Origin of the sequence: Sphingomonas sp. DC5200-1, assembly GCF_049897245.1 — a bacterium.
GTDB classification, from domain to species: Bacteria; Pseudomonadota; Alphaproteobacteria; order Sphingomonadales; family Sphingomonadaceae; genus Sphingomonas; species Sphingomonas aquatilis.
In genome coordinates, this window is the sequence record NZ_JAFCVW010000003.1 from 495854 (window position 1) to 521857 (window position 26004).

Sequence of the window (26004 nt, forward strand, 5' to 3'; positions counted from 1 at the left end):
GATCGTCCGGGGGACGATCCGACCCGATGCTGGGACCGCCACGCGCCAGCGTGGGGGTGGAGGGGGAGGACAGGGTGAATCCCGATTAGCAGGAACACCGCCTTCCTCCCCCTCCGTCACGCCCTGCGGGCGCGCCACCTCCCCCTGGCGGGGGAGGACCGAGCCAAAATCTCGCTTGAAATCTAATTACAACGGCGCGAAAGTATCGATCAACGGTGCCGGCGACTCCCGCGGGGCACGGACAGGAGAGAAACGTGGCCGGCGAGCATCCTCGCGCCAATTTGCAGCCCCTGCGGCTGCACGTGCCGGAACCTAAGTTCCGCCCCGGCGATCCCGTCGATTTCGTCGGCGTGGACATCCCCCCGGCCGGTGCCGCACGACGGCCCGACACCGCCGAATCGGCGCACGATTTCACCGACCTCGCCTATACGATGGTGCGCGTCCTCGACGAGGACGGGCGCGCGGTCGGCCCGTGGGACCCCAAGCTGTCGCCCGATATGCTGCGCCGCATGCTGCGCAACATGGCACTGCTGCGCGCGTTCGACGAGCGCATGTTCCGGGCGCAGCGGCAGGGCAAGACCAGCTTCTACATGAAGGCGACCGGCGAAGAGGCGGTTGCGATCGCCGCGGCGCAGGCGCTGGACGCCGACGACATGTGCTTCCCGTCCTATCGCCAGCAAGGGCTGCTCATCGCGCGCGGCTATCCGCTGGTCGAGATGATGAACCAGATCTATTCGAACACCGGCGACAAGCTGCAGGGCAAGCAGCTGCCGATCATGTATTCGGCGAAGGATTTCGGCTTCTTCTCGATCTCCGGCAACCTCACCACGCAATATCCGCAGGCCGTCGGCTGGGCGATGGCCTCGGCGGCGAAGGGCGACACGCGTATCGCTGCGACCTGGTGCGGCGAAGGATCGACCGCGGAGGGCGACTTCCACTCCGCATGCACCTTCGCATCCGTCTATCGCGCGCCGGTGATCTTCAACGTCGTCAACAATCAGTGGGCGATTTCGAGCTTTTCCGGCTTCGCGGGCGCCGAATCGACGACCTTTGCGGCGCGTGCGATCGGCTATGGCATCGCCGGCCTGCGCGTCGACGGCAATGACGCGCTCGCGGTCTATGCCGCGACGCTGTGGGCAGCGGAGCGTGCGCGCACCAATGCCGGACCGACGTTGATCGAGCATTTCACCTATCGCGCGGAAGGCCACTCCACATCGGACGATCCGACGCAATATCGCAGTGCCGGCGAACCGACCGCATGGCCGCTCGGCGATCCGATCGCGCGGCTGAAGCAGCACCTCATCGTCATCGGCGAATGGGACGAGGAGCGCCACGCCGCGCAGGATCGCGAGCTGGCCGAGTACGTCCGTGCGCAGCAGAAGGACGCGGAAAAGAACGGCATCCTTGGCCACGGGCTGCATCAGCCGTTGGACAGCCTGTTCGACGGCGTGTTCGAAGAGATGCCGTGGCACCTGCGCGAGCAACAGGCGCAGATGATCGCCGAGGAAGAAGCGAGCGGGCGGCCATGGGCGCGCAAGTGATGTATCTCCCTCTCCCAGCGGGAGAGGGAAGGGGCCCGCTGCCGGAGGCAGTGGGACGGGTGAGGGCAGCCTGCCTTCCGACCCTCACCCTTCCGCCGCTTCGCGGCTCCCTCCCTCTCCCGCCGGGAGAGGGATTATGAGTGACGCCATGACCGACACCACGATCGACACGCCCGCCACCACCCGCATGAACATGATCCAGGCGATCAATTCCGCGCTCGACGTCTGCATGGGCCGTGATGCGGACGTGATGGTGATGGGCGAGGACGTCGGCTATTTCGGCGGCGTGTTCCGCGCGACCGCGGGGCTCCAGGCGAAATACGGCAAGACGCGCGTGTTCGACACGCCGATCACCGAGATCGGCATCATGGGCGTCGCGATCGGCATGGGCGCCTATGGCTTGCGCCCCGTCCCCGAAATCCAGTTCGCCGATTACATTTATCCGGCGCTCGACCAGTTGGTCAGCGAAGCGGCGCGGCTGCGCTATCGATCGGCGGGCGAGTTCACCTCGCCGATCACGATCCGCTCGCCCTATGGCGGCGGCATCTTCGGCGGCCAGACGCACTCGCAGTCGCCGGAGGGTATCTTCACGCACGTATCGGGCATGAAGACGGTGATCCCGTCGACGCCCTATGACGCCAAGGGCCTGCTGATCGCAGCGATCGAGGACAACGACCCCGTCCTGTTCCTCGAACCCAAGCGCATCTACAACGGCCCGTTCAACGGCCATTGGGATCGGCCGGCCGAAAACTGGTCGAAGCACCCCGGTGGCGAGGTGCCGACCGGCTATTACCGCGTCGACCTGGGCAAGGCGAAGGTGGTGCGGCCGGGCGAGGCGCTGACGATCCTCGCTTATGGCACGATGGTCCACGTCTGTGCGCAGGTGGTCGCCGACGAAGGCGTCGATGCCGAGATCATCGACCTGCGCACGCTCGTGCCGCTCGATATCGAGACGATCGAGGCGTCGGTGAAGAAGACTGGCCGCTGCATGATCGTCCACGAAGCGACGCGCACGTCCGGCTTTGGCGCCGAACTGTCCGCGCTGGTGCAGGAACGCTGCTTCTACCACCTCGAAGCCCCGATCGAGCGCGTGACCGGCTTCGACACGCCATACCCGCACAGCCTTGAATGGGCGTATTTCCCGGGCCCGGTCCGCATCGGCCAGGCGCTCAAGAAGATCATGAAGGACGCATAAGATGGGCCGCTTCACCTTCCGCCTGCCCGACATCGGCGAAGGCATCGCCGAGGCCGAGATCGTCGCCTGGCACGTCGCCGTCGGTGACCGTGTCGAAGAAGACCAGAATATCGCCGACATGATGACCGACAAGGCGACCGTCGAGATGGAATCGCCGGTGTCGGGCACGGTGGTCGAATTGGCGGGCGAGGTCGGCGATCAGGTCGCGATCGGCGCGGCACTGGTCGTGATCGAGACCGAGGAAGCGGGCGCCGAAGATGCGGGGGGCGAGGTCGTCGCTGCGCCCGCGACGGCGGAACAGGCCGAGGTCGCGCAGCAATACGAGGCCGAGAACCCCGGCGTCGAGGCGGTCGAAGCGGTGGCCGTGACGCCGCCGGCGGGATCGGGCGATACGCCATCCCCCGTTCGTGCTGAGCCTGTCGAAGCACAGGCCGCAAGCGCACCCCCCGCGGCGACCAGCCCTTCGACAGACTCAGGGCAAACGGCGGAGAAGGCGCCCACCGCCCACGTCCTCGCCTCGCCCGCGGTGCGCGCCCGTGCGCGCGATCTCGGCATCGATCTCGCCCAGGTGAAGACCGACGCCGATCGCGTCCGGCACGCCGACCTCGACGCCTTCTTGCGCTACAATGCCGGCCAAGGCTATCATGCCCCCGGCGCATCGCGTGCGCGTGAGGACGAACAGGTCCGCGTCATCGGCATGCGTCGTCGCATCGCCGAGAATATGGCCGCCGCCAAGCGCCACATCCCGCACTTCACCTATGTCGACGAGGTGGACGTGACCGCGCTGGAGGCGATGCGCGCCGATCTCAACGCACACCGCGGTCCGCGGCCCAAGCTCACCATGCTGCCGCTGCTGATCGTCGCGATCTGCCGCACGCTGCCGCAATTCCCGATGCTCAACGCGCGCTATGACGACGAAGCGGGCGTGGTGACGCGCTCGGGCCGCGTCCACCTCGGCATGGCGGCGCAGACCGATGCGGGGCTCACCGTGCCGGTCATCCGCGACGCGCAGGACAAAAACGTCTGGCAGCTCGCCGCCGAGATATCGCGCCTCGCCGAGGCGGCCCGCGCCAACAAGCTGAAGCCGGATGAACTCGGTAACGGTACGATCACCGTTACCTCGCTGGGGCCGCTCGGCGGCATCGCGACGACGCCGGTCATCAACCGGCCGGAGGTCGCGATCATCGGGCCGAACAAGATCGTCGAGCGCCCCGTCTTCACCGGCCGCGGTGACGAAATCCGTCGGGCGAAGCTGATGAACGTGTCGATCAGCTGCGACCATCGCGTCGTCGATGGCTGGGACGCGGCGAGCTATATCCAGGCGCTCAAGACGCAGCTCGAGACGCCGGTCCTGCTGTTCGCCGACTGATGCGCGGGGCCGCCGCCGTCGTGCTGCTGCTGCTGCTCGCCGGCTGCGGCGATGGCGGTGCGGACCGCGCGGCCCGGCTGCGCGCGGCAGGGGCGAATCCCGATATGGCCGCCCTGCTGCGGGTGGCGGATGCCGGGACGGGCGAGCGGTTGTTCGACGCCTGCGCGGCCTGCCATGCGATCCGCAAGGGCGCGCCCGATCGCAACGGCCCCAATCTGTTCGGTGCGATGGGCGCGCCGGTCGCCGGCGTCAGTCCGCGCTTCGGCTACACCGCCGCGCTGCAGCGCATCGGCGGCCGCTGGACGCCGGAGCGGATGGATGCGTGGCTCACCAACCCGCGCCGCTTCGCACCCGGCACGTCGATGGGCTATCCCGGGCTCGCCGACCCACTCGCCCGCGCCGATCTGATCGCCTATCTCGGCGCGCAACATTGAGCGCGTGAACCTCGTCACCCCAGCGCAGGCTGGGGTCTTCCTGTAATCGGCTGTGGCGTCCGGCAAGCGAAAGCTCCCAGCCTGCGCTGGCATGGCGGATATAGCTGCAAAGGCTACCCGGTAAGCCACCCCACTGGCGCGCCCGGCCAATCCACGGCACTGTCGCGCCATGACCCAGCCCCTCGTCCACACCGCCCGCGACGGCCATGTCGCCATTCTCACCTTCGCGCGCCCGCCGCACAATTTCGCCGATCTCGCGCTGATCGAGGCGATCGGCGCCGCCTTTGCCGCGGCGGACGCCGACCCGCAGGTACGCGCGATCGTGCTGCAATCGGACGGCCGCATCTTCTGCGCCGGCGCCGACCTTGCCCGCGACAATCCGGTTGAGAAGGACCAGCCCGCGGGCACGCGCAACCCCTTTTACGTCGCTGCCGCGCGGCTCTACGCGGTGAAGACGCCCGTCGTTGCCGCGATCCAGGGCGCGGCGGTGGGGGCAGGCCTCGGCCTCGCGCTCGTCGCCGATTTCCGCGTCGCGGCGCCGGAGGCGCGCTTCGTCGCGAATTTCGTCGCGCTGGGTTTCCACCCGGGCTTCGGCATTTCGGCGGTGCTGGAGCGGGTGATCGGGGGGCAGCGCGCGCTGTTGATGAACCTCACCGCGCGTCGCATCAAGGCGGAGCAGGCGGCGGACTGGGGTCTCGTCGATCTGCTGGTGCCCGCCGACCGCCTGCGTGCCGAGGCGCTGGCATTGGCGCAGGAGATTGCGGCGGGAGCGCCGCTCGCGGTGCAGTCGACGCGTGCGACGATGCGCGGCGATCTGTTCGCGCTGGTCGAGGCGCAGACCGACCACGAACTCGCCGAACAGGCGTGGTTGCAGAAGACCGCCGACTTTGCCGAAGGCGTGCGCGCCGTGAACGAACGCCGTCCTGGACGGTTCGTCGGCGCCTGACGCCGTCCCATACACGCCGTCACCCCGGACCGGGTCCGGGGTGACGGGGGGCGCTTACTTCATCAGCACCAGCTCTTCCGCCATCGTCGGATGCAGCGCGACCGTGTCGTCGAACTGCGCCTTGGTCAGCCCCGCCTTCACCGCGATCGCCGCGGCCTGCAGGATCTCCGGCACGTCCGGCCCGATCATATGCAGCCCGACGATCTTCCCCGACACGCCGTCGCAGACCATCTTGTACAGCGCGCGCTCGTTGCGCCCGGCCAGCACGTTCTTCATCGGCCGGAAATCGGACGAATAGACTGCGACCGACCCCAGCTTCTGCTTCGCCTCGCTCTCGGTCATGCCGACGCCCGCCATCGGCGGATGGCTGAACACGGCCGACGGGATGTTGGCGTAATCGACCGTGGTGGGCTTGTTGCCGAAGAAGGTGTCGGCGAACGCCTGGCCCTCTCGGATTGCCACGGGCGTCAGCTGGATGCGGTTGGTGACGTCGCCGATCGCGAAGATGCTATCGACGCTCGACTGGTTCTGCTCGTCGACGACGACCGCGCCCTTTTCCAGCGTGACGCCTGCCTCTTCGAGCCCGAGACCTTCGGTGTTGGGCACGCGACCGGTCGCGAACATCACCATATCGACCGTCACCGGCTCGTGGTTCGACATATGGACGGTCAGGCAGCCATCCTCACCCTTTTCGAGGCGCTCGAAATTGGCGTCGAACTTGAACTCCAGCCCCTTCATCATGCTAATCTGGAGCAGGCGATCGCGGATCGACAGGTCGTAACCGCGCAGGATGTCCTGCGTGCGGTTCATGATGATCACGTGCGCGCCGAACTGGTGGAAGATGCCGGCGAATTCATTGGCGATATACCCCGCGCCGGCGATCAGAATGCGCTTGGGGATCGCATCGAGGTGGAACGCCTCATTGCTGGTGATGCCGTGTTCGGCGCCGGGGCAGGCGGGGACGGCCGGATGCGCGCCGACCGCGATCAGGATGCGCTCGGCGGTCTTCTCGGTGCCGTCGGCCAGCCGCACGCTGTGCGGACCACTGACGGTGGCGCGCTGGTGGATGATCTCGACGCCATGCGTCTCCAGCGTCTGCGTATAGGCGCCGTTGATCCGGTCGACCTCCTCCAGCACATTGTCGCGCAGCGTCTTCCAGTCGAAGTCGCACTGGTCGGGGACCTGCCAGCCGAAGCGCTTGGCGTCCTTCAGATCCTCGGCGAAATGCGCGCCGTAGACGAGCAATTTCTTGGGCACGCAACCGCGGATGACGCAGGTGCCGCCGACGCGATACTCTTCGGCCACCGCCACGCGCGCACCATGCGCCGCCGCGACGCGGCTCGCGCGCGTGCCACCTGACCCTGCGCCGATGACGAAGAGGTCGTAGTCATATTGGGGCATGATGTTACTCCGGGGTGGCGAGCGCCGGGCGAAGGCCCAGATGCTGCACGAAAGGGTCGAAATCGCGATCGCTGTATAACAAGGGAAGCCGGTCGAGGATGCACCGCGTCGCAATCAGCGTGTCGATCGTCTTGCGGATGGTGATGCCGAGGCTGCGCAGGTGCCGGTAGTTGCGGGCGGCCTGCACGGCGACGCGGTGGTCGGCGATCTGGACTTTGTTAAACTTGGCGAAGAAGCGGATTGCATCATCGGCGCTCCGTTCGCTGCGGGCGCCCTGCAATACCTCCATCAACACTAGGTCGCCGATCGCGAGTGGGTCGCCACGATCAAGGCACTGCGTCAGCGCGCGGGTCTGTACAGTTGAGCGGTTGGCCAACAGGTCGATCCATACGCTCGAGTCGACGAGCGTCAGCCCCATTCGCGCACCGGGTCGTCGGTTCGCATGGCGTCGAGATCACCGTCCCAGCCCAAGCCACGTAAACCTTCGAGCGCTTCACGCTGCCGCTCGATGTTAACGTAGCGGTTCAGCACGAACTGCACGACGTCACGCTTGGTCTTCAAGCCGCTGCGCTGGATGGCCTCCGCCATCAAAGCATCGTCAATCTCGATATTCGTCCGCATGTGTATGGCTCCGCAGAGCCATACACATAGCGTTTACGCCCGGCTCAATCCAGACCGGCGCGGCGGATCAGGTCTTCCGTCGAGGGGTCGAACTCCTGCCCGCCCTGGTCGGCAGCCTTGGCCATTTCCTTGCCCAGTTCGACCCCGAACTGGTCGAAGCTGTTGATGCCGAGCAGCACGCCGTTCACGAACACGCGGTGTTCGTAGAAGGCGATCAACGCGCCCAGCGTGCGCGGGTCGAGCACGTCGAGCAGGATCGTCGAGGACGGGCGGTCGCCACTGTACGAGCGCGCGGGATCGTCGACCTGCTTGCCCTTCATCAGCGCCGCCCCTTGCGCGAAGGCATTGAGCAGCAACTGGCGATGGTGATCCTCCGCCAGCGTATCGCCCGGCTCGATCACCGCGATGAACTCGACGGGGACGAGGTGCGTGCCCTGGTGGAGCAGCTGGAACACCGCATGCTGCGCATCGGTGCCGACGCCGCCCCAGGTGATCGCCGCGGTCGGCCGCCCGACCGGCTCGCCGTCCACCGTCACGCCCTTGCCGTTCGACTCCATCTCCAGCTGCTGGAGGTAGCTCGGCAGCAGCCGCAGCCGCTCGTCATAGGCGAAGGGTGCGCGCGTTTCGGCGTGGCGAACCTGCGTGTAATAGAGGTCGGCGAAGGCGGCGAGCGCCGGCGCATTCTCGTGCAGCGCGGTCAGGCGGAAATGGCGGTCCATCTCGGCCGCGCCTTCCAGCAGTTCCTCGAACGCGCCCCAGCCCAGCGCCACCGCCGCCGGGAAGCCGATCGACGACCACAGCGAATAGCGGCCGCCGACGCCCTCGCTGAACGGCAGGATGCGGGTTTCGTCGACGCCCCATTCCATCGCCTTGTCGGGCGCGGCGGTCAGCGCGATCACCTTGCCGTACGGGTCTTCGACGCCATGCTCGCGGAACCACTGCATCGCCGATTCGGCGTTGAGCATGGTTTCCTTGGTGGTGAAGGTCTTGCTGGCGATGACGAGCAGCGTCGCCGACGGATCGAAATCCTTGATCGCCTCTTCCAGCGCCACGCCGTCGACGTTGGAAACGATCGCGACGTCGTAGCGCTTGTCCTCGCGTCCCAGCGCATCGACCAGCAGGTCCGGGCCCAGCGCCGATCCGCCGATACCGATGTGGAGGACGTGGCGGATGTCGCCCAGCGCGCCCGCCTCGATCGCGTCGATCAGCGCGCGCATCCGCTCGTGGAAGCGGCGAGCGCGGGCGACGCTGTCCGGATTACCCTCGCCGCGTTCGGCGGTGTGCTCGACCGGGCGATCCTCGGTGACATTGACGTGTTGGCCGCCGAACATCGCGTCTCGCTTGCCGGCAAGGTCCTTCGCCTTGGCCAGCGCTTCGAACGCCGCGACCGCCTCGCGCGTCAGATGCGTCTTCGACCAGTCGAAATGGATGCCGGAGACGTCCAGGCTGAACGTCTTCAGCCGGTCGCCATCCTCGGCGAACAGGTCCATCAGCTTGGGGGAGGGCAGGGCTTCGATCGCAGACCAGTCGCTCATATGTCCGTCCTTCATGGGGAGGGGTAAGTCGTGACCGTCCCGTATCGATCCTGCGCCGGGCGACAAGCCCGTTTCCGCCGACACCGGAACGACTGGTGAGGACGCACGGGGGCGGCTAAAGCTCCGCTCCTATGGCCGATACTCCTGCCCCCGCGACGCCCAAGCCGGTACAGCCCCGCTCGGAAACCAGCGAGACGATCCGCTTCCTCGTGAAGCTGGCGGTCGCCGTGTTCATCCTGCGCAGCTTCATCTTCGCGCCCTTCTCGATTCCCAGCGAATCGATGCTGCCGCGGCTGCTGATCGGCGACTATCTGTTCGTCACCAAATGGAATTACGGCTATTCGCGTTGGTCGCTGCCCTACGGCTTCCCGCCGATCCCGGGCCGCCTGCTCGGCCGCAACCCCGCGCGTGGCGACGTCGTCGTGTTCCGCTCGCCCGATCCCGCCCCCGGCGATACCGATCCCGAACACGCCGACCATGACGTCATCAAGCGCGTCATCGGCCTGCCCGGCGACACGATCCAAATGCGCCGCGGCCAGGTGATCCTGAACGGCGTGCCCGTGCCCAAGCAGCGCGTCGCCGACTTCGTCCTGCCGCTGACCGCCAATTTCAACGAGCAGAAGTGCGGCGCGACCTTCGTCGATGTCGACGCAAAGGGGCAGCCGATCTGCCGCTACCCCCAGTTCCGCGAGACCCTGCCCAACGGCAAGAGCTATATGGTGCTCGACCAGGCGGATATCCCGCAGGCGGACGACACCGGCCTCTACACCGTGCCTGCCGGCAGCGTGTTCCTGATGGGCGACAATCGCGACGACAGCGCCGACAGCCGCTTCCCCGCGCCAATCGGCATGGGTTACATCCCGATGGAGCGGATCGAGGGCAAGGCGGTCGTCACCTTCTTCTCGACCAACGGCAACTATCGCTGGTTCAATCCGATCAGCTGGTTCACCGCCGCCCGCTGGAACCGCATCGGAGAAGGCTTCTGACCCCCGATCTCGCCAGCTGGATTGCGCAGACCTTCGGCCGGGCACCCGCCGACCTCGCCCCGTTCGCGCGCGCGCTGACCCATGGCAGCCAGGCGGCGGAGAATTACGAGCGGCTCGAATTTCTCGGCGACCGCGTGCTCGGCCTCATCATGGCGGAATGGCTGTGGGAGCTGTTCCCCAGGGAAACCGAGGGCAGCCTGTCGAAGCGCCTGAACGCGCTGGTGACCGGCGCAGTCTGCGCCGACGTCGCCCGGTCGATCGGCGTCCGCGCGCATCTGAAGCTCGGCAAACAGGCGCGCGATGACGGGGCGTATGAGAGCGACAATATCCTGGGCGACGTGATGGAGGCGCTGATCGGCGCCTGGTATCGCGAAGCCGGCTTGGATGCGGCACGCACCTTCGTCCGCACCGCCTGGGGCGACCGCGTCCGCCGCAGCGACAAGGCGCCGCAGCACCCCAAGTCGGCGCTGCAGGAATGGGCCGCCGCGCATGGTCGCCGGACGCCGGAGTATGTCGTCGTCGACCGCTCCGGCCCGCATCATGCGCCACGGTTCACCGTGCAGGCGAAGATCGGGACGTTCGCGGAAGCCACCGCGACGGGGGCGAACAAGCAGATCGCCGAAACCGCGGCGGCCAAGGCTCTGCTGGCAAAGGTGGCGTCGTAAATTCCTCCCTCGGCGCAGCCGGGGGAGGGGGACCGTTCGCGCCAGCGAATGGTGGAGGGGGCGGTTCCACAAACAACCTCTGTGCCGTATCCTCCCCCTCCGTCGGCGCGGTAGCGCCGCCACCTCCCCCTGGCGGGGGAGGAGTGACTTGCCCAACGCCTGCCACCCAACCAAAAGAAGCCCCATGACCCAGACCCAACATTGCGGCCTCGTCGCCGTCGTCGGCGCGCCCAACGCGGGCAAGTCCACGCTCGTCAACGCGCTCGTCGGCCAGAAGGTCGCCATCGTCAGCCCCAAGGCGCAGACGACGCGCACCAAGCTGCTCGGCGTCGCGATCCAGGACGCGGCGCAGATCCTGCTGGTCGACACGCCCGGTATCTTCGAACCGCAGCGCCGCCTCGACCGCGCGATGGTGTCGGCCGCGTGGAGCGGCACCGAAGGCGCGGACATGATCGCGCTGGTGGTGGACGGCAAGGGCGGCATCGGCCCCAAGGTCGAACGCATCGCCGAGGCGCTGAAGGACCGGCCCGAGCCTAAGATCCTGATCCTCAACAAGGTCGACGTCGCGGACAAGCCCAAGCTGCTGCTCCACGCCGAAAAGCTCAATGCGCTGATGCACTTCGCCGACACGTGGTTCGTGTCGGCGCAGACCGGCGACGGCCTCGCCGAGCTCAAGTCCGCGCTCGCCTCGGCGATGCCGGAGGGGCCGTGGCACTATCCAGAGGATCAGGTCTCCGACGCCACCGAACGCGCACTCGCCAGCGAGGTGACGCGTGAACAGCTCTACCTCCAGCTCCACGCCGAACTGCCCTACGCGAGCACGGTCGAGACGGAAAAGTATAGCGAGCGCGAGGACGGATCGGTCGAAATCCACCAGCAGATCCTGGTCGAACGCCCGACGCAGCGCGCGATCGTGCTGGGCAAGGGCGGCGTGCGCATCCGCGACATCGGCGCCCGCGCGCGCACCGAACTTGCCGGCATCCTCGGCGTGCCGGTCCACCTCTATCTGCACGTCAAGGTCAAGCCCGGCTGGGACGAAGACCGCGAGATCTACCGGGACATCGGTCTCGACTGGGTCGAGTAAAGGCCTCCCTTCGCGCTGCCGGGGACGCGCCCGCAACTTGAGCGGGCGGCGTCCTATCCTCCCCCTCCGTCACCACTGCGCGGTGCCACCTCCCCCTGGCGGGGGAGGAATGAGGAGGACTTGGGGGAGCTATCGCTCAGCCGGGCTGCCAGCCTCCGCCAGCAGCGCATCCACCCATGCCGGCACCAACTCCCCCGCCGGCCCCAGCCGCGTCTCGGCAAAGAAGCCGCTGCCCGCCGATCGCTCCAGGTTCAGCTCCAGCGTGTCGGCGCCATAGGCCTCCGCCATCTGCACGAAGCCGGCGGCGGGATAAACCGCGCCCGACGTGCCGATCGATACGAACAGGTCGCATGCCGCCAGCGCCGCTTCGATCCGGTCCATGTGATAGGGCATCTCGCCGAAGAACACGATGTCGGGGCGTAGCGCCGGCTCGCCGCAATTGGGGCATTCGGTGTCGGGCGGCAGCGCGCCGTCCCAATCCTCGCGAATGCCACAGACCGCGCACAGCGCCGATTTCAGCTCGCCATGCATGTGCAGCAACCGCGTCGCACCGGCACGCTCGTGCAGGTCGTCGACATTCTGCGTCACGATCAGCAGCTCGCCCGTCCACGCGCGATCCAGCCGCGCCAGCGCCATATGCGCGGCATTGGGCGCGACCTCGGCTAATGCCGCCCGCCGCAGGTCGTAGAAGCGATGCACCAGCGCCGGGTCCGCCGCCAGCGCCTCTGGCGTGCAGACGTCTTCGACGCGGTGTCCCTCCCACAGCCCACCCGGCCCGCGGAAGGTGGCGATGCCGGATTCGGCGGAGATGCCGGCGCCGGTCAGGACGACGATGTTGCGGATGGCGGTCATGATCCGCGACGATAGGGCCGGAACCGGGTGGCGGGAAGGTGGCGGCCGGCGGTCGGCGCACCACCATCCCCGCGGTCAGAATTCCGACCAGTCGTCGTTGCTCACCGCCAGCGCGGTATTGCCGACCGCGCGCGGCGGCGCGGGGCGGGCGATACGCTGCGCGGCCGGGGCGGGGCGGTGACGCAGGACGGCGACGGGCACGGCGGCCCCCACCGGGGCCTCGCCCACCCGGAACCGAGCGATCTGGCGGCTCATCTCCTCGACTTCGGATGCCAGGCTGCGTGCGGCGGCGGTCGCCTCTTCCACCATCGCGGCATTCTGCTGGGTCACGCCGTCCATCTCGGACACGGCGGTGTTGATCTGCTGCAGGCCGGTCGCCTGCTGCTCGGCCGACGCCGCGATCGCGGAGACGAGGCCGTTGATCTCGCCGATCTTGCCGATGATGCGGCCGAGCGCGTCGCCCGTTTCGCCGACCAGTTGGACGCCCGCCGTCACCTGAACCGAGGACGCGGTGATCCGCGCCTTCACATCCTTCGCCGCTTCGGCAGAGCGCTGCGCCAGCGCACGCACTTCGGATGCGACCACCGCGAAGCCCTTGCCGGCATCGCCGGCGCGCGCGGCCTCGACGCCGGCGTTCAGCGCCAGCAGGTTCGTCTGGAACGCGATGCCGTCGATGACGCTGATGATCTCGGAGATTTCGTGCGAGGTGCGTTCGATGCCGCCCATCGCATCGACCGCGCGTTGCACGACCTCGCCCGAACGCTCGGCTTCGACGCGGGCGTCGCGCATCGCGGCGTCGGCGCGACCGGCACGCTCCGCCGTCGACCGGACGGTCGATGTGATCTCGTCCATCGCGGCCGCGGTTTCCTCCAGCGATGCCGCCTGTTGCTCGGTCCGCTGCGACAGATCGTCCGAAGCCTGGCGAATGTCGTTGGCGCCGCTGTTGATGCCGCTCGCCGACTCCGTGACCTGCGACAGGGCGCTGCGCAGCGACGCGGCCGCGTCGTTGAAGTCCGACTGCAGCTTGGCATAGGCGGGCGGGAAGCTGCCGTTCAGCTGGCAGGTGAGATCGCCGTCGGCCAGGGCGGCAAGCCCGGTCGCCAGCGCCTCGGTCGCCTGCGCGGCGGCAGCGGCCTTGTCCTGTTCGGCCCTGACGACGGAATCGCGGAAGATGTCGACCGCCCGCGCGATGTCGCCGATCTCGTCCTGCTGATCCAGATGCGGCACGGTGGCCGTGCCGTTCTGTGCGGCCAGCCCGCGGATTGTTCCGGACAGGCGTTTGACCGGCGCGACGACCTTCGACGCGATGATGAACAGCGACACGGCAAGCACCGCGATCCCGGCGAGCACCAGTGCGATCATGATCGTGCGGTTCGTCTGCGCGGTGACGGTCGCGTTGGTGCCGGTTTGCTCCGCGATCTTCAGTTGCAGGTCGACGAGCTTGCCGATCGAGTCGGACACCGGATCGATGGCTCGATACAGAGAGGTGACGACGAAATGGTCGAGCGCGGCGCGATCGCCGCTATCCAAAATCGTCTGGAGTTCGGCGACGCGCTCGTCCGCAATGCGCATGCGCGCCTCCGCCTCGTCGGCCAGCGCGGCTTCGTCGCCGGTGATGCGGGTGGCGCGATAGGCCTTCCAATGCTGATGCAAGGTGCGCAATCCGGCGCGCACTTTTGCCGACGATTGGGCGAAGCTGAGATTGCCGTTGCGCGCCTTGTGCGACGCATCGACGATATCGACGGCATATTTGTCTGCGACCATCTTCAGATCGCGCATCGGAACCACCCGATCCTTCAGGATCGAATCGAGCGCCGTCTTACTGTTGTGCATGCTCCACAGCGACACGCCTGCGAGCAGCACGATCGCCACGGCGAGGGATGCGAGGCAAGAAAAGAGCTTGTTGCGGATAGTCATGCGATCCTCCTGAGAGGACCCGATAAGCAACATGGGTTAATAAAAAGGTTCACTATGGCCGTAAACCAGATGTCGGAAAGTAGCCTAGAAAACCTCCTTAAGGCAGTGGCTTATTGGAGTAGGGCGCTGCGCGGACGTCTCCGCGCACTTGAAAAGATTGAAAAATATCGGCCGTTGCAAACCAGCTTGATCACTGTCCGGCGAACAGCAAGTCTACCTTAATGGCGTTAGTCGGGATCGGAATAAGGAACAGCAGTACAGCGCTGAACACTCCGATCAGGCCCCAGCCATAACGGTGGGCGCGAAGGTCGATGATCCCTCTCACAAGACAGTAGAGCGCGGGGATGGTTATCGCGATGATCGTCAGGACGGTGGTCCACATCAGGGCAGATTAGCTTGCGCGACTTTCGCAGGCAACGGTTGCGGGGGGCGAGGCCATCATGTCCGCGCGTCACGGATGAAGCGATAGTGCCGATTCGGGTCAACCGCATGTTAAGAAACGGTCGATATCGGTTTAACCATGCTGTTCAAACGCCCTTCCGACACGCTCGAAGCGCGCACTGCGCTCGCCGTCTTCCGCCATTCGCCCGACGCGATGATGCTGTTGCGCGATAACCGGTTCGTCGCCTGCAACGCGGCTGCCGAGCAGGTGTATGGCGCGCCGACCGCCGCGATCCTCGGGCAGAATCCCGTGGTCTTCTCGGCGCCGGAACAGGGCGACGGGCGTCCGACGATCGAACATGTCAACGAACGCGTCTCGCAGGCCATCCGTGACGGCCATGCCCGGTTCGAATGGCTCAACATGCGTAACGGCCAGATCGTGCGCATGCTGGTGACGCTGATCCCGGTGGCGATCGACGGCGGGGCGGAGGTTCTGGTGCTGGTGCAGGACATGACCGCGACGTCGCAGGTCGTCGATGCGATCGGCGAGGGCCTGGAACGCCTGGCGGGGGGCGACCTCACCGTGCGGATCGACGCCGCATTCACTCCGGAATTCGAACCGCTGCGCGCCAGCTTCAACAGCGCCGCCGCGACGATGCAGGATTCGCTCCAGACAGTGGTTGCGGTCGGCAACGGCCTCGCGTCGGGTTGCGGCGACATCCGCACTGCGGCGGACGATCTGTCGCTGCGCACCGAGCGTCAGGCGGCGAGCCTCGAAGAAACCGCCGCGGCGATGGACGAGATCACCAGCAACGTCCGCGTCACCGCCGACACCGCCGGCCGGGCCGAGACGATCGTCGCCGGTGCGCACCGCGCGGCGGAGGAATCGAGCGTCGTCGTCGAGCGCGCCATGCAGGCGATGGCGGGAATCGAACGCGCGTCGAACGAGATTTCCGAAATCATCAGCGTCATCGACGGCATCGCCTTCCAGACGAACCTGCTCGCGCTCAATGCCGGGGTCGAGGCGGCGCGCGCGGGCGATGCGGGCAAGGGCTTTGCGGTCGTCGCCTCCGAAGTGCGTGCGCTGGCGCAGCGTTCGGCCGATGCGGCGCGCGACGTAAAGGCGCGGATCACCGCCTCGACGCTACAGGTCGACAATGGCGTCGGCCTCGTCTCCGAAACCGGCGCTGCGCTCCAGCGGATCATCACGCAGATGGCCGACATCAGCAGCTCGGTCGCCAGCATCGCATCCGCCGCGCGCCAGCAGGCCGGCGGGCTCAGCCAGATCAACACGGCGGTCGGCGAGATGGACGCGATGACGCAGCAGAATGCCGCGATGGTCGAGGAAACCACCGCCGCCGCCCGCAATCTGGCGGCGGATGCGGAGCGCCTCGCCGATGCCGTTTGCCGCTTCCGCGTCGGCGAGGCGCGGCACGAGCCGGCGATGACCGGCCGGGTCGTAGCCCTCGCCGGCCGCGCCCGCCGCTGACGCTCGGCGCGCGGCGCTGACCCCGGTCGCGCGCGGGTGGCGTCGGGCGCCGATCAATAATTCCGGCCAAAGCTCCCACCTGTCCTGCGCGCTCGACTTGTGCCAGACGGGCGGCATGACCTGTGACCTGCGCCGCCGTCGCTCTGCGAACCTTGCGTGTTCGTGCGCCCCTCGTGACCTGTCGGGGGCGCTATGACCGCGATCGGCATCTACGGCAGCAGCGGTCGTATGGGCCGCGCGATCGCCGAACAGATCGAGGCGGCGGGCGCGCGGCTGGCGGGCGGCGTCGATGCCGGCGGCGATCCGCGCGCGCTTGCGCAGATATCCGACGTTCTGGTCGATTTCTCCACTCCCGCCGCGCTGGAGGCGCATGTCGCCGCCGCCCGGGCGACGCGCACCCCGATGGTCATCGGCACCACCGGCCTCAGCATCGACCAGCATGCCATGATCGACGCCGCGGCGACTGACATTGCGGTGCTCCAGACCGGCAACACGTCATTGGGCGTCACGTTGCTCGCACAATTGGTCCGCGAGGCGGCAACTCGGCTCGGCACCGACTGGGATATCGAAATCGTAGAGGCGCATCACCGCCACAAGATCGACGCGCCGTCCGGCACCGCGATCCTGCTTGGCGAGGCCGCGGCGAGCGGGCGGGGGACGACGCTGTCCGAATTGCGCGTTGACGGCCGCGCGGGGCTGACGGGCGCGCGGACCGAGGGCACGATCGGGCTGGCCAGCATCCGCGGCGGTTCGATCGTCGGCGATCACAATGTCGTCTTCGCCAGCGAGGGCGAGCGGATCGAACTCGCCCATCTGGCCCAGGATCGCGGCATCTTCGCCAAGGGCGCGGTGCGGGCCGCGCTGTGGCTGGCCGGCCGGCCCGCCGGCCGCTATCGCATGGGCGACGTGCTCGGCCTGTGAAAAAAGCAGACGTCTTCGAATTCTACCGCCGTCTGGCGGAAGCGAACCCGCATCCGGAAACCGAGTTGGAATCGGGCAACGTCTTCCAGCTGCTGGTCGCGGTGGTGCTGTCCGCCCAGGCGACCGATGCCGGCGTCAACAAGGCGACGCGCGTACTCTTCGCCGAGGTGAAGACGCCCGAACAGATGGTGGCGCTGGGCGAGGACGGCCTGAAACAGCACATTAAGACGATCGGCCTGTTCAATACCAAGGCGAAGAACGTCATCGCGCTGTCGGAAGCCCTGATCGCGCAGCACGACAGTAAGGTTCCGAACGACCGCGCGGCGCTGGAAGCGCTGCCCGGTGTTGGCCGCAAGACCGCCAATGTCGTCCTCAACGTCGCCTTCGGCGCCGAAACCTTCGCGGTGGACACGCATATCTTCCGCGTCGGCAACCGCACCGGCCTTACCCGCGGCAAGACGCCGCTCGCGGTCGAGCTGAAGCTCGACAAGGCGACGCCGCAGCCCTTTCGCCTGCACGCGCATCACTGGCTGATCCTGCACGGCCGCTACATCTGCAAGGCGCGCACGCCCGAATGCTGGCGCTGCCCCGTCGCCGACCTGTGTGCCTACAAGCCCAAGACCCCGCCACCCAAGCGTATCAAGGCCCCATAAACCACTGGCGCAACCCCGACGCCTTTGCTAGGCGAGCCACCCAGGCACCCGTAGCTCAGCTGGATAGAGCGCTGCCCTCCGAAGGCAGAGGCCACAGGTTCGAATCCTGTCGGGTGCGCCATTTCAGTACAGAACTGCGAACCGCAGACGCCGCCGTTTCCCCGCTCCAAGCGGCGACGAGGGTTTGAAGCAGGTCCGATTTCGTCCCCATGATCCTCACCTCGTCGTCCGCGACCTCAACGCGCTGGGCGAAGGCGCGCAGGTGATCCCGCCGATAGCCGCCGCCTTCGATCCGCAAGTTCCTGCGCGCGGCTTGCGAAAGGGCGTCGATCATCTCCGGCGTCACAGCCCGATCGCCGGAGCCGTCATCGTCTTGAGGGTTCGTGACAGGCTGGGCTTCGTCCGTCCGGTGATCGGCGACAACTCATCCAGCGCGAGGTGGGAGCCTGGTCGTGGATGACGCGCAGCAGTTCGCGGTTCTCGCTGGATAGGATCTGCGCGAAGGACTCGGTCGAAGCGAGCCGACCGAGAGCAGGGTTGAGCGGCCGGCGGCCTTCGCCAAATATGGGCGCGCCCGGACGCGACAGCCTTCCGCCTGATGATGGCCGGCGGGCGGACGGAGCGCCGTATCCAGGCGGCGGAACGCACAGTCTAGGCCGCATTTTCTTGGAAAGCTCCTTTCGCCCAATGTTTAGAAAGCGGAGCGCTCGCTTTCGCGTGGGCGATGCAATGGAGCAGCTCTTCTCCATTTTGAGGAACGGCAACAGCATACGGCGGCATGTAGGTGGAAAGAGCGTGTTCGATGTTGGCCGCTGATTGCCTTTCAGGACCACGTCCGCCCGACGGGCAGCAGCGGGGGGACTCGTTGACCAGTCTCCCTCTCCTCCGATCAGGCGCCCATGAGCTCATCTCGTTGCATTCGGGAGAAAGCCTCGGCCTGTCCGGGGGGCGCCGCCAACCGAAAACTGACCATGGTTCTGTGCGTTGGAGCTGGATCCGACCCAGATATCGAACGTGCCTGGATCGACCACCCAGCCGCGCTCGGCGGCATTCCAATATTGTACACTGCTCTCGTCGAGCGTGAACGACACCGTGCGCGTTTCGCCGGGCTTCAGCGTCACGCGCTGGAAGCCCTTGAGCTCGCGGACGGGGCGTGAGGCGCGGCCGGCCTGCTGGTGGATGTAGAGCTGTACGACCTCGTCTCCCGCGCGGTCGCCGCTGTTCGTGACGGTGGTCGACACCGTCACCCGACCGCCCGGCTGCAGCACCGGTGTGTCGAGCTTGGGGGCGCCGATGGTAAACCGGGTGTAGCTGAGGCCGTACCCGAATTCGAATTGCGGGGTCGAGGGGATGTCCCAATAGCGCTTGCCCTGGTCCTGGGGCATGTGCGTGGTGTTGTGGGCATAATAGATCGGAACCTGGCCGACGTTGCGCGGCCAGGTGACCGGCAGCTTGCCGCCGGGGTTCACGTCGCCGAACAGGGTACGCGCGATCGCGGTGCCGCCGCGCGTGCCGCCGAACCAGGTGTGGAGGACCGCAGGCGCGCGCTCCAGCACGGATCCCAGCGCCAGCGGCCGCCCGCTCATCGTCACGACGACCACCGGTTTGCCAAGCGCCATCACCGCATCGAACAGCTTCATCTGGTCGCCGGGCAGCGTCAGGTCGGATCGCGATGCGCCTTCGCCGCTCATGTCCTCGGCCTCACCCAGTGTCAGGATGATGAGGTCGGAGCGTTTGGCGAGCGCCACCGCCGCGTCGAACTCGCGCGTGGTGCGGGCCGCGTCCCACCGTGGCTCGGGCTTGGCTTGGCCCGGGATCGTGATGCTTTCGAACATCGAGGGCACGTTGCGCTTCAGCTGGACGCCCGGTGCCGTCTCCACGGTCGCCGCTCGGCCCAGCCGGTCGCGGACGCCTTCGAACACGGTCACCGTTTCGGGCAGATCGTATTGGAAAGCCCACGGTCCCAGCATGTCGCGCTTCGAATTAGCGCTGGCGCCGATCACCGCGACATGCGCGTTCGCGCCCGCTCGCAAGGGCAAGGCGCCATCGTTCTTGAGCAGCACGAACGAGCGCTCGGCCGCCTGTTGTGCAGCATCCCGATGACCAGGGTCTGCGAGCGTGCGTCGGGCCTGTGCTTCATCGACGAAGGGGCGCTCGAACAGGCCCATCGTGAACTTGGCGATCAGGATGCGGCGTACCGCCTGGTCCAGTGTCGCTTCCGCCAGCTTGCCCGCACGCACACTGGCCGCGAGCGTCGCGGCGGAGGCGGCGGGGCCGAACGACATCTCCATATCGTTGCCTGCGGCAATGCTTCGGACCGCGGCATCCGCCTCGTCGCGTGCGAAATGCTGGACGACCTGGTTCCTGGTGCCGTTCGCGTCGGAAACGACCCAGCCCTTGAACCCCATCTGACCGCGCAGCACGTCGGTGAGCAGCCATGTGTTGCCGACCGCGGGTATGTCGTTGAGATCCATGTAAGCGCTCATGACATTGCCCGCGCCTGCTTGCACCGCAGCGGCGAACGGCGGCAGGATCACGTTGTAGAGCTGCGCATCGGACAGGTAGACGCCGTCATAGTCGCGCCCGCCATCGGCGGCGGCATAGCCGGCGAAATGCTTGGGGCCTGCGATGATATGGCCGGGCGTACCGATTGCCGGGCCCTGAAATCCCTTCACCTGCGCGCGGGCGAGGGCGGACGCTAGAAACGGGTCTTCGCCCGGTCCTTCGACGATCCGGCCCCAGCGCGGATCACGCGCCACGTCGAGCATCGGCGCAAACGCCCAGTGAATGCCTGCCGATCGCGCCTCGGCTGCGGCGACCGCCTGCGCGCGCTCGACGCCGGCGGGGTCCCAGGATGCCGCATTGCCCAGCGGCACCGGGAAAATCGTACGGAAGCCGTGGATGACGTCATAGCCGAAGATCAGCGGGATCTTCAGCCGCGTTTCCTCCACCGCCACCTTCTGCAGCCGGTTGATGATCGCAGGATCGGTGACGAACAGCAGCGATCCGACCTTGCCGTCGCGGACGCTCGGCGCGAACTCCTCGAACGTGCCGAACATGAACTGCTGCGAAACCTGACCGGCCTTCTCCTCCAGCGTCATCGCGCGCAGCAGCGCCTCGGCGCGCTGCTCGGGCGATAGGCTGGTGCTCAACCACGTCGGCGCCGTTGGCGCATTACGCCCCGCCGCGATCGATGATGCGGCAAGCCCCGCCGCCACGATCCCGGTCAACGCCAGCGTCGCGAGCCTAGACTTGCGCATCATCAATCTCCTTTACCGTGTTCGTCGACGCTGCGCGTGATCAGAAGGACATGCGCGCACGAATGCCGCCATAGCGGCGGGCGTTGCGCGAGAAGGTCTGCGCGATCAGGCCCGGCGTACCGCCCGACGGTCCACCTAGGGCGCTGGCGAAGTGCGTGTTGAAAATGTTGTTGACGAACAGCGCGACGCGCAGACCGCCCCGGTCCTTCTGATCGATGCCGATGCTACCGTTGACCAGAGCATAGCCCCGCTCGACCGAATAGGGATCGTTGAGCAGCGAGAAGTTGACCGAGCTCTGGTAGCTCAGATCGGCCTGCACGAAGGCGTCGAACGGCATCCGTTCGAGCGCGACGTCATAGGTGGTGCCGACGTTGAACTTCCACCGGGGAGCATTGCTGAGTTGCTTGCCCGACAGGTCCTGGAAGCCGGTCGTGGAGCCCGCCACCGGCAAACATCCCTGCGCCGCCGTCTGCCCGACATAGCATTGCGCGTTGCGGAACTCGCGGATCTTCGCATCGGTATAGCTGATCCCGCCATCGATCAGCAGTGCCTCTACCGGGCGCGCCTGGAATTCGGCCTCGATGCCGCGCGTGCGAACCTTGCCGACGTTGTTCAACTGCAGCTGGATCGTCTGGTCAGGCAATTGCACGCCCGACTGGGCTTGGAAATCGCTGAAGTCGGTCCAGAAGGCGGCGACGTTCAGCTGCACGCGATTGTCGAGGAAACGGCTCTTCAAGCCGAGCTCGTAGGCGTTCGACGTTTCGGGGCGGACGGGCACGGCGGCACGCTGCGGGGTAAAGCCCGTCGCGATGTCATACCCCTGGCCCTTGTAGCCGGTCGAGAACGAGACATAGGCCATGACCCGTTCCGCCAGATCCTGGCGCAGCGCGATCTTGCCGGTCACCACGCTGTCGGATGCTTTGCCGCTGCACAGCGACAGGCAGGTCGCATTGTTGGCCGGGGCCACAGCGGGCACGTTGGTGTTGAGGTAGTTGACCGAAATGTCTTCGTGATTGGCGCGAAGACCGGCGTCGATATGGGTGGTCGCCGCCAGGTCGTAGGTCAGCTGCGCGAAGCTCGCATACGTCTTGGTGCCATTGCTGGAATTCCAGCGTGCGACCACGGGGCCGGACGGGCCGCGATCAAAGGTACGATCGGTCTTGCCGTCGGAATAATAGAGGCCGACGACATAGCTGAACGGGCCGCCGCCCTTCGATGCGACGCGCAATTCCTGCGCGAACTGGCGCGAATGGAAGCCGCTCTGCGCGACGATGCCGCCGGGCAGGCCCAGGATCGTGCCGGGAAGATAATCGAAGTCTTCCGCGAATCGGAAACGCCAATCCTGGTAGCTGGTGATCGACACCAGGTTTGCCACGCCAAGGTCCACCGTCACGCGGCCACTGCCGTTCGTCTGGCGGCTCTTGTTGAACAAGGGGCCGTCGAACGCCGTCTCGAAATTGTCACGGCCCGGCACGATCGATCCCAGTCGCTGCTGGACGGGCGCGCCATAGACGGTCGCGCCCGCGGGCACGCTGCGATAGGTGCGGGCGGTGCCGCGCGCTTGTGCAACCGAGTGGCCGGCGATCAAGTCGATCGTCACGTTGGGTGCTGGATCGATCGCAAGCCGCCCGCGCACGCCGTAGCTCTTGTCGTTGTTGAGGCGGCGGCCGTCGTACGTGTTGCGAATGAAGCCGTCGCGATCGCCGTAGAATCCGTTCAGGCGAAAGCCGACGCCTTCCGTGACCGGACCGGAGATGACGCCATCGATGCGATATTCGTCGTCCGTCGTCGCGGTGCCGGTCACTGCCCCGGTGAAGTTGGCGGTCGGGCCTTGCGACACGATGTTGAGCGCGCCAGCAGAGGCGTTCTTGCCGAACAGCGTGCCTTGCGGCCCGCGCAGTACCTCGATGCGGGCAATGTCGCTGAGGCCGGAAAAGGCCTGCGCCTGCTGGAGCAGCGCGACGTCGTCGACGATGACTGCCACTGACGGTTCGATCGCGGTCGAGAAAGCGACGGTGCCGATGCCGCGCAGGTTGATCGAATTGTTGGTCGGCAGCGCGCCGGTCGTGACCGTCAGGCTGGGCGCCAGCCGCGGCAGATCGGAAATGGTCGACACGTTGCGGTTGACCAGCGTGTCCGCCGTAATGGCGGTGACGGCAACCGGCACGTCCTGCAGGTTCTGTTCGCGCTTCTGCGCGGTGACGACGATGTCCTCCAGGGCGCCGGAGTCGGTGGTCGAGGTGTTGGACCCCTGCTGATCTCCCGGCTGCGACAGTGGGCTGGCGGTGCCGTTGCCCGGCGGTGTCGGCGATGCCGAAATGGCACCTTCCTGCGCGAGCACGGGGCTGGCGAACGCGATCATCGCAGCGCCGGTGAGCAGAGCATAACTCTTTCGCATGGGACATCCCCCCTGATGAAGTCGCAATTGGCTGCGATCTGGTCAGGCCAGTTATGACAATCTGTTCAGTGCGTCAACGGGTAAGTCGATCAGCAGTAAGGATCATCCTTGACAGTGAGACGGGCTATCGGCGTATTGGCCTGACCAAAGGAGGGGCGAATGCGCATCGGTACGCGATGGTGGATCATCAGTCTGGTGACCATCGGCACGGTCTTGAACTACCTCGCGCGATCCTCACTGTCGGTGGCCGCGCCGACGCTGAAAGGCGAGTTTGCGATGACGACGCAGCAGTACAGCTGGGTCGTCGCCTCCTTTCAGGCTGCCTATACGGTGATGCAGCCGGTTGCAGGCTATCTGCTCGACCTGATGGGATTGCGGCTGGGCTTTGCCGTGTTTGCGATCGGCTGGTCTGTCGCCAACTGCTGCCATGCGTTTGCGGCGGGCTGGCCTAGCCTCGCGGTGTTCCGCGGCATGCTGGGGCTAACCGAGGCAGCTGCGATTCCCGCCGGGCTGAAGACGGTCGCCGAATGGTTTCCGCCGCACGAGCGCACGGTCGCGACCGGCTGGTTCAACATCGGCTCGTCCTTGGGCGCCATGATCGCACCGCCGATCGTCGTCACCTGTATCGCCATCTGGGGCTGGCAGTCCGCCTTTGTGGTCACCGGCGCGGTTGGAATTGTGTGGGCGGCGATCTGGTACGTCTTCTATCGCTCGCCTGCCGACCATCCGCGGCTGTCGGCGACCGAGCGCGCGCATATCGAAGCCGGCCGCGACGTGGCGGCGCAGGGCCACCAGGACGGGCCGACCAACTGGCGCGCGCTGCTGCGCACGCGGGACTTCTGGAGCATCGCCATCCCGCGCTTCCTTGCCGATCCGGCGTGGCAGACGTTCAGTTTCTTCATCCCGCTCTATCTGGTCGAGGCCAAAGGGCTTGATCTCAAGGGCGTCGCAGCCTTTGCTTGGCTGCCGTTTCTGGCGGCGGATGCGGGATCGCTGCTCGGCGGTTATTACGCGCCCTTCGTCATGCGTCGGTTCAACGTGTCCCTGCTCACCTCGCGCAAGATCGTGGTGACGACGGGGGCTCTGCTGATGGTCGGGCCCGCGTGCATCGGCTTGACCGTGTCGCCCGCCGCAGCGATCGCGCTGTTCTGTATCGGCGGTTTCGCGCACCAGATGCTGTCGGGCGCGCTGATGACGCTGGCGGCGGATCTGTTCGACCCACGGATCGTCGCAACGGCTGGCGGCATGGCGGGATCGGCAGCCTGGATCGGTGGATTGAGCTTTTCGCTGCTGATTGGCGCGCTGGCCGATACGATCGGCTACAATCCGCTGTTCGCCGCGCTCGCCGTTTTCGACTTCATCGGCGCAGCGGTACTGTGGACACTGCTCCGCCGGCGGCGTGCCGTGCCGCTTGTCGCCTAGCCGAGCAGGCGCGCGTAGACGTCATCCGTGCCGCGCGCCGGCACCGCACCTGCGCGCATCACGACCCATCCGGCCAGCCGGTGCCCGGCCAAGGCGGCGGCACGCGGGTCGGCACCGCGCAAGGTGGCGTGCAGATAACCCGCGTTGAAGGCATCGCCTGCGCCGCTGGTATCGATCGGTATCAAGCGCTGGGGCGGCGGCAGGATCTGACCGTCGGGCAACAGGCACCCGTCCGCACCCAGTTTGACGATGACCGTCGCCGCGCCAGTGGCTCGCCACCGGGCGGCCGTGTCGGTGGCGCTCGCGCTCGCGCCCTCCATCGCGCATTCGTCTTCGAGCGTCGGCAGCCCGATCGAGCAACAGGCGATGGCATGATCGCGCCACTGGCGGGCTTCCGCCGCATCGGCCCACAGCCGCGCCCGGTAGTTGCCGTCGAAGGCGACCTGCTTGCCCTGCGCGCGCATCCGCCCGGCAAGCGACAGCAGCGCGGATCGGCCGGCATCTGGCAGGATGGCCAGCGAGATGAGGGAAAAGACGAGCAGGTCCGCCGCTTCCGCGGTCGCGACCGCCGCCTCTGCGGCGGGCAAGGCGAACATCTGCCGCGCGGCGCTGTCGCCACGCCAATAGCTGAAGGTGCGTTCGCCCTCGGCATCGGTCTGGATTGCGTAAAGCCCCGGCAGGCGGGCAGGATCGGTCAGAATGAGCGAGGTGTCCAATCCCTCGGACGTCCAATCGTCGCGCAGGCCCTCACTGAACGGATCGGCACCCAGCGCGGTCAGATAAGCGACGCGATCGCCGCCGCGCGCCAGGTGGATGGCGGTGTTGAGCGTATCGCCGCCATAGCCGAGCCGCCACGTCGACCCGTCCGGTGCGGCCGCCGTGGCTGTCCGGCCGCGTGACAGTTCCAGCATTCCCTCGCCTGCTACCACGATCT

General features: G+C 66.9%; 23 protein-coding genes and 1 tRNA gene. 14 read left to right on the forward strand and 10 right to left on the reverse strand.

The window, feature by feature from the left end; translation table 11 throughout:
* Positions 1-254 precede the first annotated feature (254 nt).
* The 5 genes from ACP7A3_RS08515 to ACP7A3_RS08535 all read left to right on the forward strand — a co-directional run bounded on the left by ACP7A3_RS08515 (position 255) and on the right by ACP7A3_RS08535 (position 5485).
* A complete protein-coding gene (locus ACP7A3_RS08515) occupies positions 255-1541 on the forward strand; it encodes a 3-methyl-2-oxobutanoate dehydrogenase (2-methylpropanoyl-transferring) subunit alpha (RefSeq protein WP_020486371.1) in 1287 nt (428 codons plus the stop codon).
* Between the two features lie 187 nt (positions 1542-1728).
* Positions 1729-2736 (forward strand): alpha-ketoacid dehydrogenase subunit beta, encoded by a 1008-nt coding sequence (locus tag ACP7A3_RS08520; RefSeq protein WP_241892497.1) that lies wholly within the window; start codon positions 1729-1731, stop codon positions 2734-2736.
* 1 nt (position 2737) lies between these two features.
* Positions 2738-4105, forward strand: coding sequence for a dihydrolipoamide acetyltransferase family protein (locus ACP7A3_RS08525; RefSeq protein ID WP_426256117.1), 1368 nt, complete (start codon positions 2738-2740; stop codon positions 4103-4105).
* Positions 4105-4539 carry a c-type cytochrome gene (locus ACP7A3_RS08530; RefSeq protein WP_426256116.1) on the forward strand — a complete coding sequence of 145 codons (435 nt, stop codon included), beginning with the start codon at positions 4105-4107 and terminating at the stop codon, positions 4537-4539. The genes ACP7A3_RS08525 and ACP7A3_RS08530 overlap by 1 nt, the downstream gene beginning before the upstream one ends.
* Before the next feature lie 169 nt (positions 4540-4708).
* Positions 4709-5485, forward strand: a complete 777-nt coding sequence (locus ACP7A3_RS08535) for an enoyl-CoA hydratase/isomerase family protein (protein WP_294282177.1) — start codon at positions 4709-4711, stop codon at positions 5483-5485.
* 54 nt (positions 5486-5539) lie between these two features.
* Here ACP7A3_RS08535 and gorA read toward each other — a convergent pair whose 3' ends face one another.
* Genes gorA through pgi form a run of 4 tightly spaced genes read right to left on the reverse strand, consistent with a single transcriptional unit; the run spans position 5540 to position 9042 of the window.
* Positions 5540-6886, reverse strand: a complete 1347-nt coding sequence (gene gorA / locus ACP7A3_RS08540) for a glutathione-disulfide reductase (RefSeq protein WP_426256115.1) — start codon at positions 6884-6886, stop codon at positions 5540-5542.
* Between the two features lie 4 nt (positions 6887-6890).
* Positions 6891-7304: a type II toxin-antitoxin system VapC family toxin gene (vapC, locus tag ACP7A3_RS08545; RefSeq protein WP_017977719.1), complete on the reverse strand. Its 414-nt coding sequence runs from the start codon at positions 7302-7304 to the stop codon at positions 6891-6893.
* Positions 7295-7507, reverse strand: coding sequence for a type II toxin-antitoxin system VapB family antitoxin (locus tag ACP7A3_RS08550; RefSeq protein ID WP_017977720.1), 213 nt, complete (start codon positions 7505-7507; stop codon positions 7295-7297). The genes vapC and ACP7A3_RS08550 overlap by 10 nt, the downstream gene beginning before the upstream one ends.
* Positions 7508-7551: 44 nt before the next feature.
* The gene (pgi, locus tag ACP7A3_RS08555; protein WP_426256114.1) at positions 7552-9042 is read right to left on the reverse strand and encodes a glucose-6-phosphate isomerase; all 1491 of its coding nucleotides are present in this window, start codon (positions 9040-9042) and stop codon (positions 7552-7554) included.
* A 131-nt stretch (positions 9043-9173) separates the two neighbouring features.
* Here pgi and lepB point away from each other — a divergent pair, with 131 nt between their 5' ends.
* From lepB to era, 3 genes are all read left to right on the forward strand, one after another.
* Positions 9174-10028, forward strand: coding sequence for a signal peptidase I (gene lepB, locus ACP7A3_RS08560; RefSeq protein WP_063687820.1), 855 nt, complete (start codon positions 9174-9176; stop codon positions 10026-10028).
* Positions 10025-10693, forward strand: a complete 669-nt coding sequence (gene rnc, locus ACP7A3_RS08565) for a ribonuclease III (RefSeq protein WP_063689891.1) — start codon at positions 10025-10027, stop codon at positions 10691-10693. The genes lepB and rnc overlap by 4 nt, the downstream gene beginning before the upstream one ends.
* A 184-nt stretch (positions 10694-10877) precedes the next feature.
* The gene (gene era, locus ACP7A3_RS08570; protein ID WP_426256113.1) at positions 10878-11777 is read left to right on the forward strand and encodes a GTPase Era; all 900 of its coding nucleotides are present in this window, start codon (positions 10878-10880) and stop codon (positions 11775-11777) included.
* Between the two features lie 129 nt (positions 11778-11906).
* Here era and ACP7A3_RS08575 read toward each other — a convergent pair whose 3' ends face one another.
* From ACP7A3_RS08575 to ACP7A3_RS08585, 3 genes are all read right to left on the reverse strand, one after another.
* Entirely contained in the window at positions 11907-12629 is a 723-nt protein-coding gene (locus ACP7A3_RS08575; RefSeq protein ID WP_426256112.1) for an NAD-dependent deacylase, read from the reverse strand.
* Positions 12630-12704: 75 nt separating this feature from the next.
* Positions 12705-14546: a methyl-accepting chemotaxis protein gene (locus ACP7A3_RS08580; RefSeq protein WP_426256111.1), complete on the reverse strand. Its 1842-nt coding sequence runs from the start codon at positions 14544-14546 to the stop codon at positions 12705-12707.
* 190 nt (positions 14547-14736) lie between these two features.
* Positions 14737-14928 carry a hypothetical protein gene (locus ACP7A3_RS08585; protein ID WP_426256110.1) on the reverse strand — a complete coding sequence of 64 codons (192 nt, stop codon included), beginning with the start codon at positions 14926-14928 and terminating at the stop codon, positions 14737-14739.
* A 138-nt stretch (positions 14929-15066) separates the two neighbouring features.
* Here ACP7A3_RS08585 and ACP7A3_RS08590 point away from each other — a divergent pair, with 138 nt between their 5' ends.
* The 5 genes from ACP7A3_RS08590 (at position 15067) to ACP7A3_RS08610 (ending at position 18450) form a co-directional block, all read left to right on the forward strand.
* Positions 15067-16416 (forward strand): methyl-accepting chemotaxis protein, encoded by a 1350-nt coding sequence (locus ACP7A3_RS08590; RefSeq protein ID WP_017977728.1) that lies wholly within the window; start codon positions 15067-15069, stop codon positions 16414-16416.
* A gap of 192 nt (positions 16417-16608) precedes the next feature.
* Entirely contained in the window at positions 16609-17337 is a 729-nt protein-coding gene (gene dapB, locus ACP7A3_RS08595) for a 4-hydroxy-tetrahydrodipicolinate reductase (protein ID WP_426256109.1), read from the forward strand.
* Entirely contained in the window at positions 17334-17990 is a 657-nt protein-coding gene (gene nth / locus ACP7A3_RS08600) for an endonuclease III (RefSeq protein WP_426256108.1), read from the forward strand. Before dapB ends, nth begins: the two co-directional genes overlap by 4 nt.
* A gap of 44 nt (positions 17991-18034) precedes the next feature.
* Positions 18035-18111, forward strand: a tRNA-Arg gene (locus tag ACP7A3_RS08605).
* A 63-nt stretch (positions 18112-18174) separates the two neighbouring features.
* On the forward strand, positions 18175-18450 hold the full coding sequence (locus ACP7A3_RS08610; protein WP_426256107.1) for a hypothetical protein: 276 nt from the start codon (positions 18175-18177) through the stop codon (positions 18448-18450).
* Positions 18451-18895: 445 nt separating this feature from the next.
* Here the strand turns inward: ACP7A3_RS08610 and bglX are convergent, their stop codons facing one another.
* Together bglX and ACP7A3_RS08620 are read right to left on the reverse strand one after the other, a co-directional pair.
* Entirely contained in the window at positions 18896-21250 is a 2355-nt protein-coding gene (gene bglX, locus ACP7A3_RS08615) for a beta-glucosidase BglX (RefSeq protein ID WP_426268129.1), read from the reverse strand.
* A 40-nt stretch (positions 21251-21290) separates the two neighbouring features.
* Positions 21291-23648, reverse strand: coding sequence for a TonB-dependent receptor (locus ACP7A3_RS08620; RefSeq protein WP_426256105.1), 2358 nt, complete (start codon positions 23646-23648; stop codon positions 21291-21293).
* A 159-nt stretch (positions 23649-23807) separates the two neighbouring features.
* On the opposite strand from ACP7A3_RS08620, the gene ACP7A3_RS08625 reads away from it, so the two are divergent.
* Positions 23808-25070, forward strand: a complete 1263-nt coding sequence (locus ACP7A3_RS08625; protein WP_426256104.1) for an MFS transporter — start codon at positions 23808-23810, stop codon at positions 25068-25070.
* On the opposite strand, the gene ACP7A3_RS08630 is transcribed toward ACP7A3_RS08625, so the two are convergent.
* Positions 25067-25981: a sugar kinase gene (locus ACP7A3_RS08630; RefSeq protein WP_426256292.1), complete on the reverse strand. Its 915-nt coding sequence runs from the start codon at positions 25979-25981 to the stop codon at positions 25067-25069. The genes ACP7A3_RS08625 and ACP7A3_RS08630 overlap by 4 nt on opposite strands.
* Between the last annotated feature and the right edge of the window lie 23 nt (positions 25982-26004).

Excerpts from the sequence above, each read along its gene's own strand:
- ACP7A3_RS08520 (WP_241892497.1), top strand. The coding sequence starts at position 1,729 with ATGAACATGATCCAGGCGATCAATTCCGCGCTCGACGTCTGCATGGGC.
- ACP7A3_RS08525 (WP_426256117.1), top strand. The coding sequence starts at position 2,738 with ATGGGCCGCTTCACCTTCCGCCTGCCCGACATCGGCGAAGGCATCGCC.
- ACP7A3_RS08530 (WP_426256116.1), top strand. The coding sequence starts at position 4,105 with ATGCGCGGGGCCGCCGCCGTCGTGCTGCTGCTGCTGCTCGCCGGCTGC.
- ACP7A3_RS08535 (WP_294282177.1), top strand. The coding sequence starts at position 4,709 with ATGACCCAGCCCCTCGTCCACACCGCCCGCGACGGCCATGTCGCCATT.
- gorA (WP_426256115.1), bottom strand. The coding sequence starts at position 6,886 with ATGCCCCAATATGACTACGACCTCTTCGTCATCGGCGCAGGGTCAGGT.
- vapC (WP_017977719.1), bottom strand. The coding sequence starts at position 7,304 with ATGGGGCTGACGCTCGTCGACTCGAGCGTATGGATCGACCTGTTGGCC.
- ACP7A3_RS08550 (WP_017977720.1), bottom strand. The coding sequence starts at position 7,507 with ATGCGGACGAATATCGAGATTGACGATGCTTTGATGGCGGAGGCCATC.
- pgi (WP_426256114.1), bottom strand. The coding sequence starts at position 9,042 with ATGAGCGACTGGTCTGCGATCGAAGCCCTGCCCTCCCCCAAGCTGATG.
- lepB (WP_063687820.1), top strand. The coding sequence starts at position 9,174 with ATGGCCGATACTCCTGCCCCCGCGACGCCCAAGCCGGTACAGCCCCGC.
- era (WP_426256113.1), top strand. The coding sequence starts at position 10,878 with ATGACCCAGACCCAACATTGCGGCCTCGTCGCCGTCGTCGGCGCGCCC.
- ACP7A3_RS08575 (WP_426256112.1), bottom strand. The coding sequence starts at position 12,629 with ATGACCGCCATCCGCAACATCGTCGTCCTGACCGGCGCCGGCATCTCC.
- ACP7A3_RS08580 (WP_426256111.1), bottom strand. The coding sequence starts at position 14,546 with ATGACTATCCGCAACAAGCTCTTTTCTTGCCTCGCATCCCTCGCCGTG.
- ACP7A3_RS08585 (WP_426256110.1), bottom strand. The coding sequence starts at position 14,928 with ATGTGGACCACCGTCCTGACGATCATCGCGATAACCATCCCCGCGCTC.
- ACP7A3_RS08590 (WP_017977728.1), top strand. The coding sequence starts at position 15,067 with ATGCTGTTCAAACGCCCTTCCGACACGCTCGAAGCGCGCACTGCGCTC.
- dapB (WP_426256109.1), top strand. The coding sequence starts at position 16,609 with ATGACCGCGATCGGCATCTACGGCAGCAGCGGTCGTATGGGCCGCGCG.
- bglX (WP_426268129.1), bottom strand. The coding sequence starts at position 21,250 with ATGCGCAAGTCTAGGCTCGCGACGCTGGCGTTGACCGGGATCGTGGCG.
- ACP7A3_RS08620 (WP_426256105.1), bottom strand. The coding sequence starts at position 23,648 with ATGCGAAAGAGTTATGCTCTGCTCACCGGCGCTGCGATGATCGCGTTC.
- ACP7A3_RS08625 (WP_426256104.1), top strand. The coding sequence starts at position 23,808 with ATGCGCATCGGTACGCGATGGTGGATCATCAGTCTGGTGACCATCGGC.
- ACP7A3_RS08630 (WP_426256292.1), bottom strand. The coding sequence starts at position 25,981 with ATGCTGGAACTGTCACGCGGCCGGACAGCCACGGCGGCCGCACCGGAC.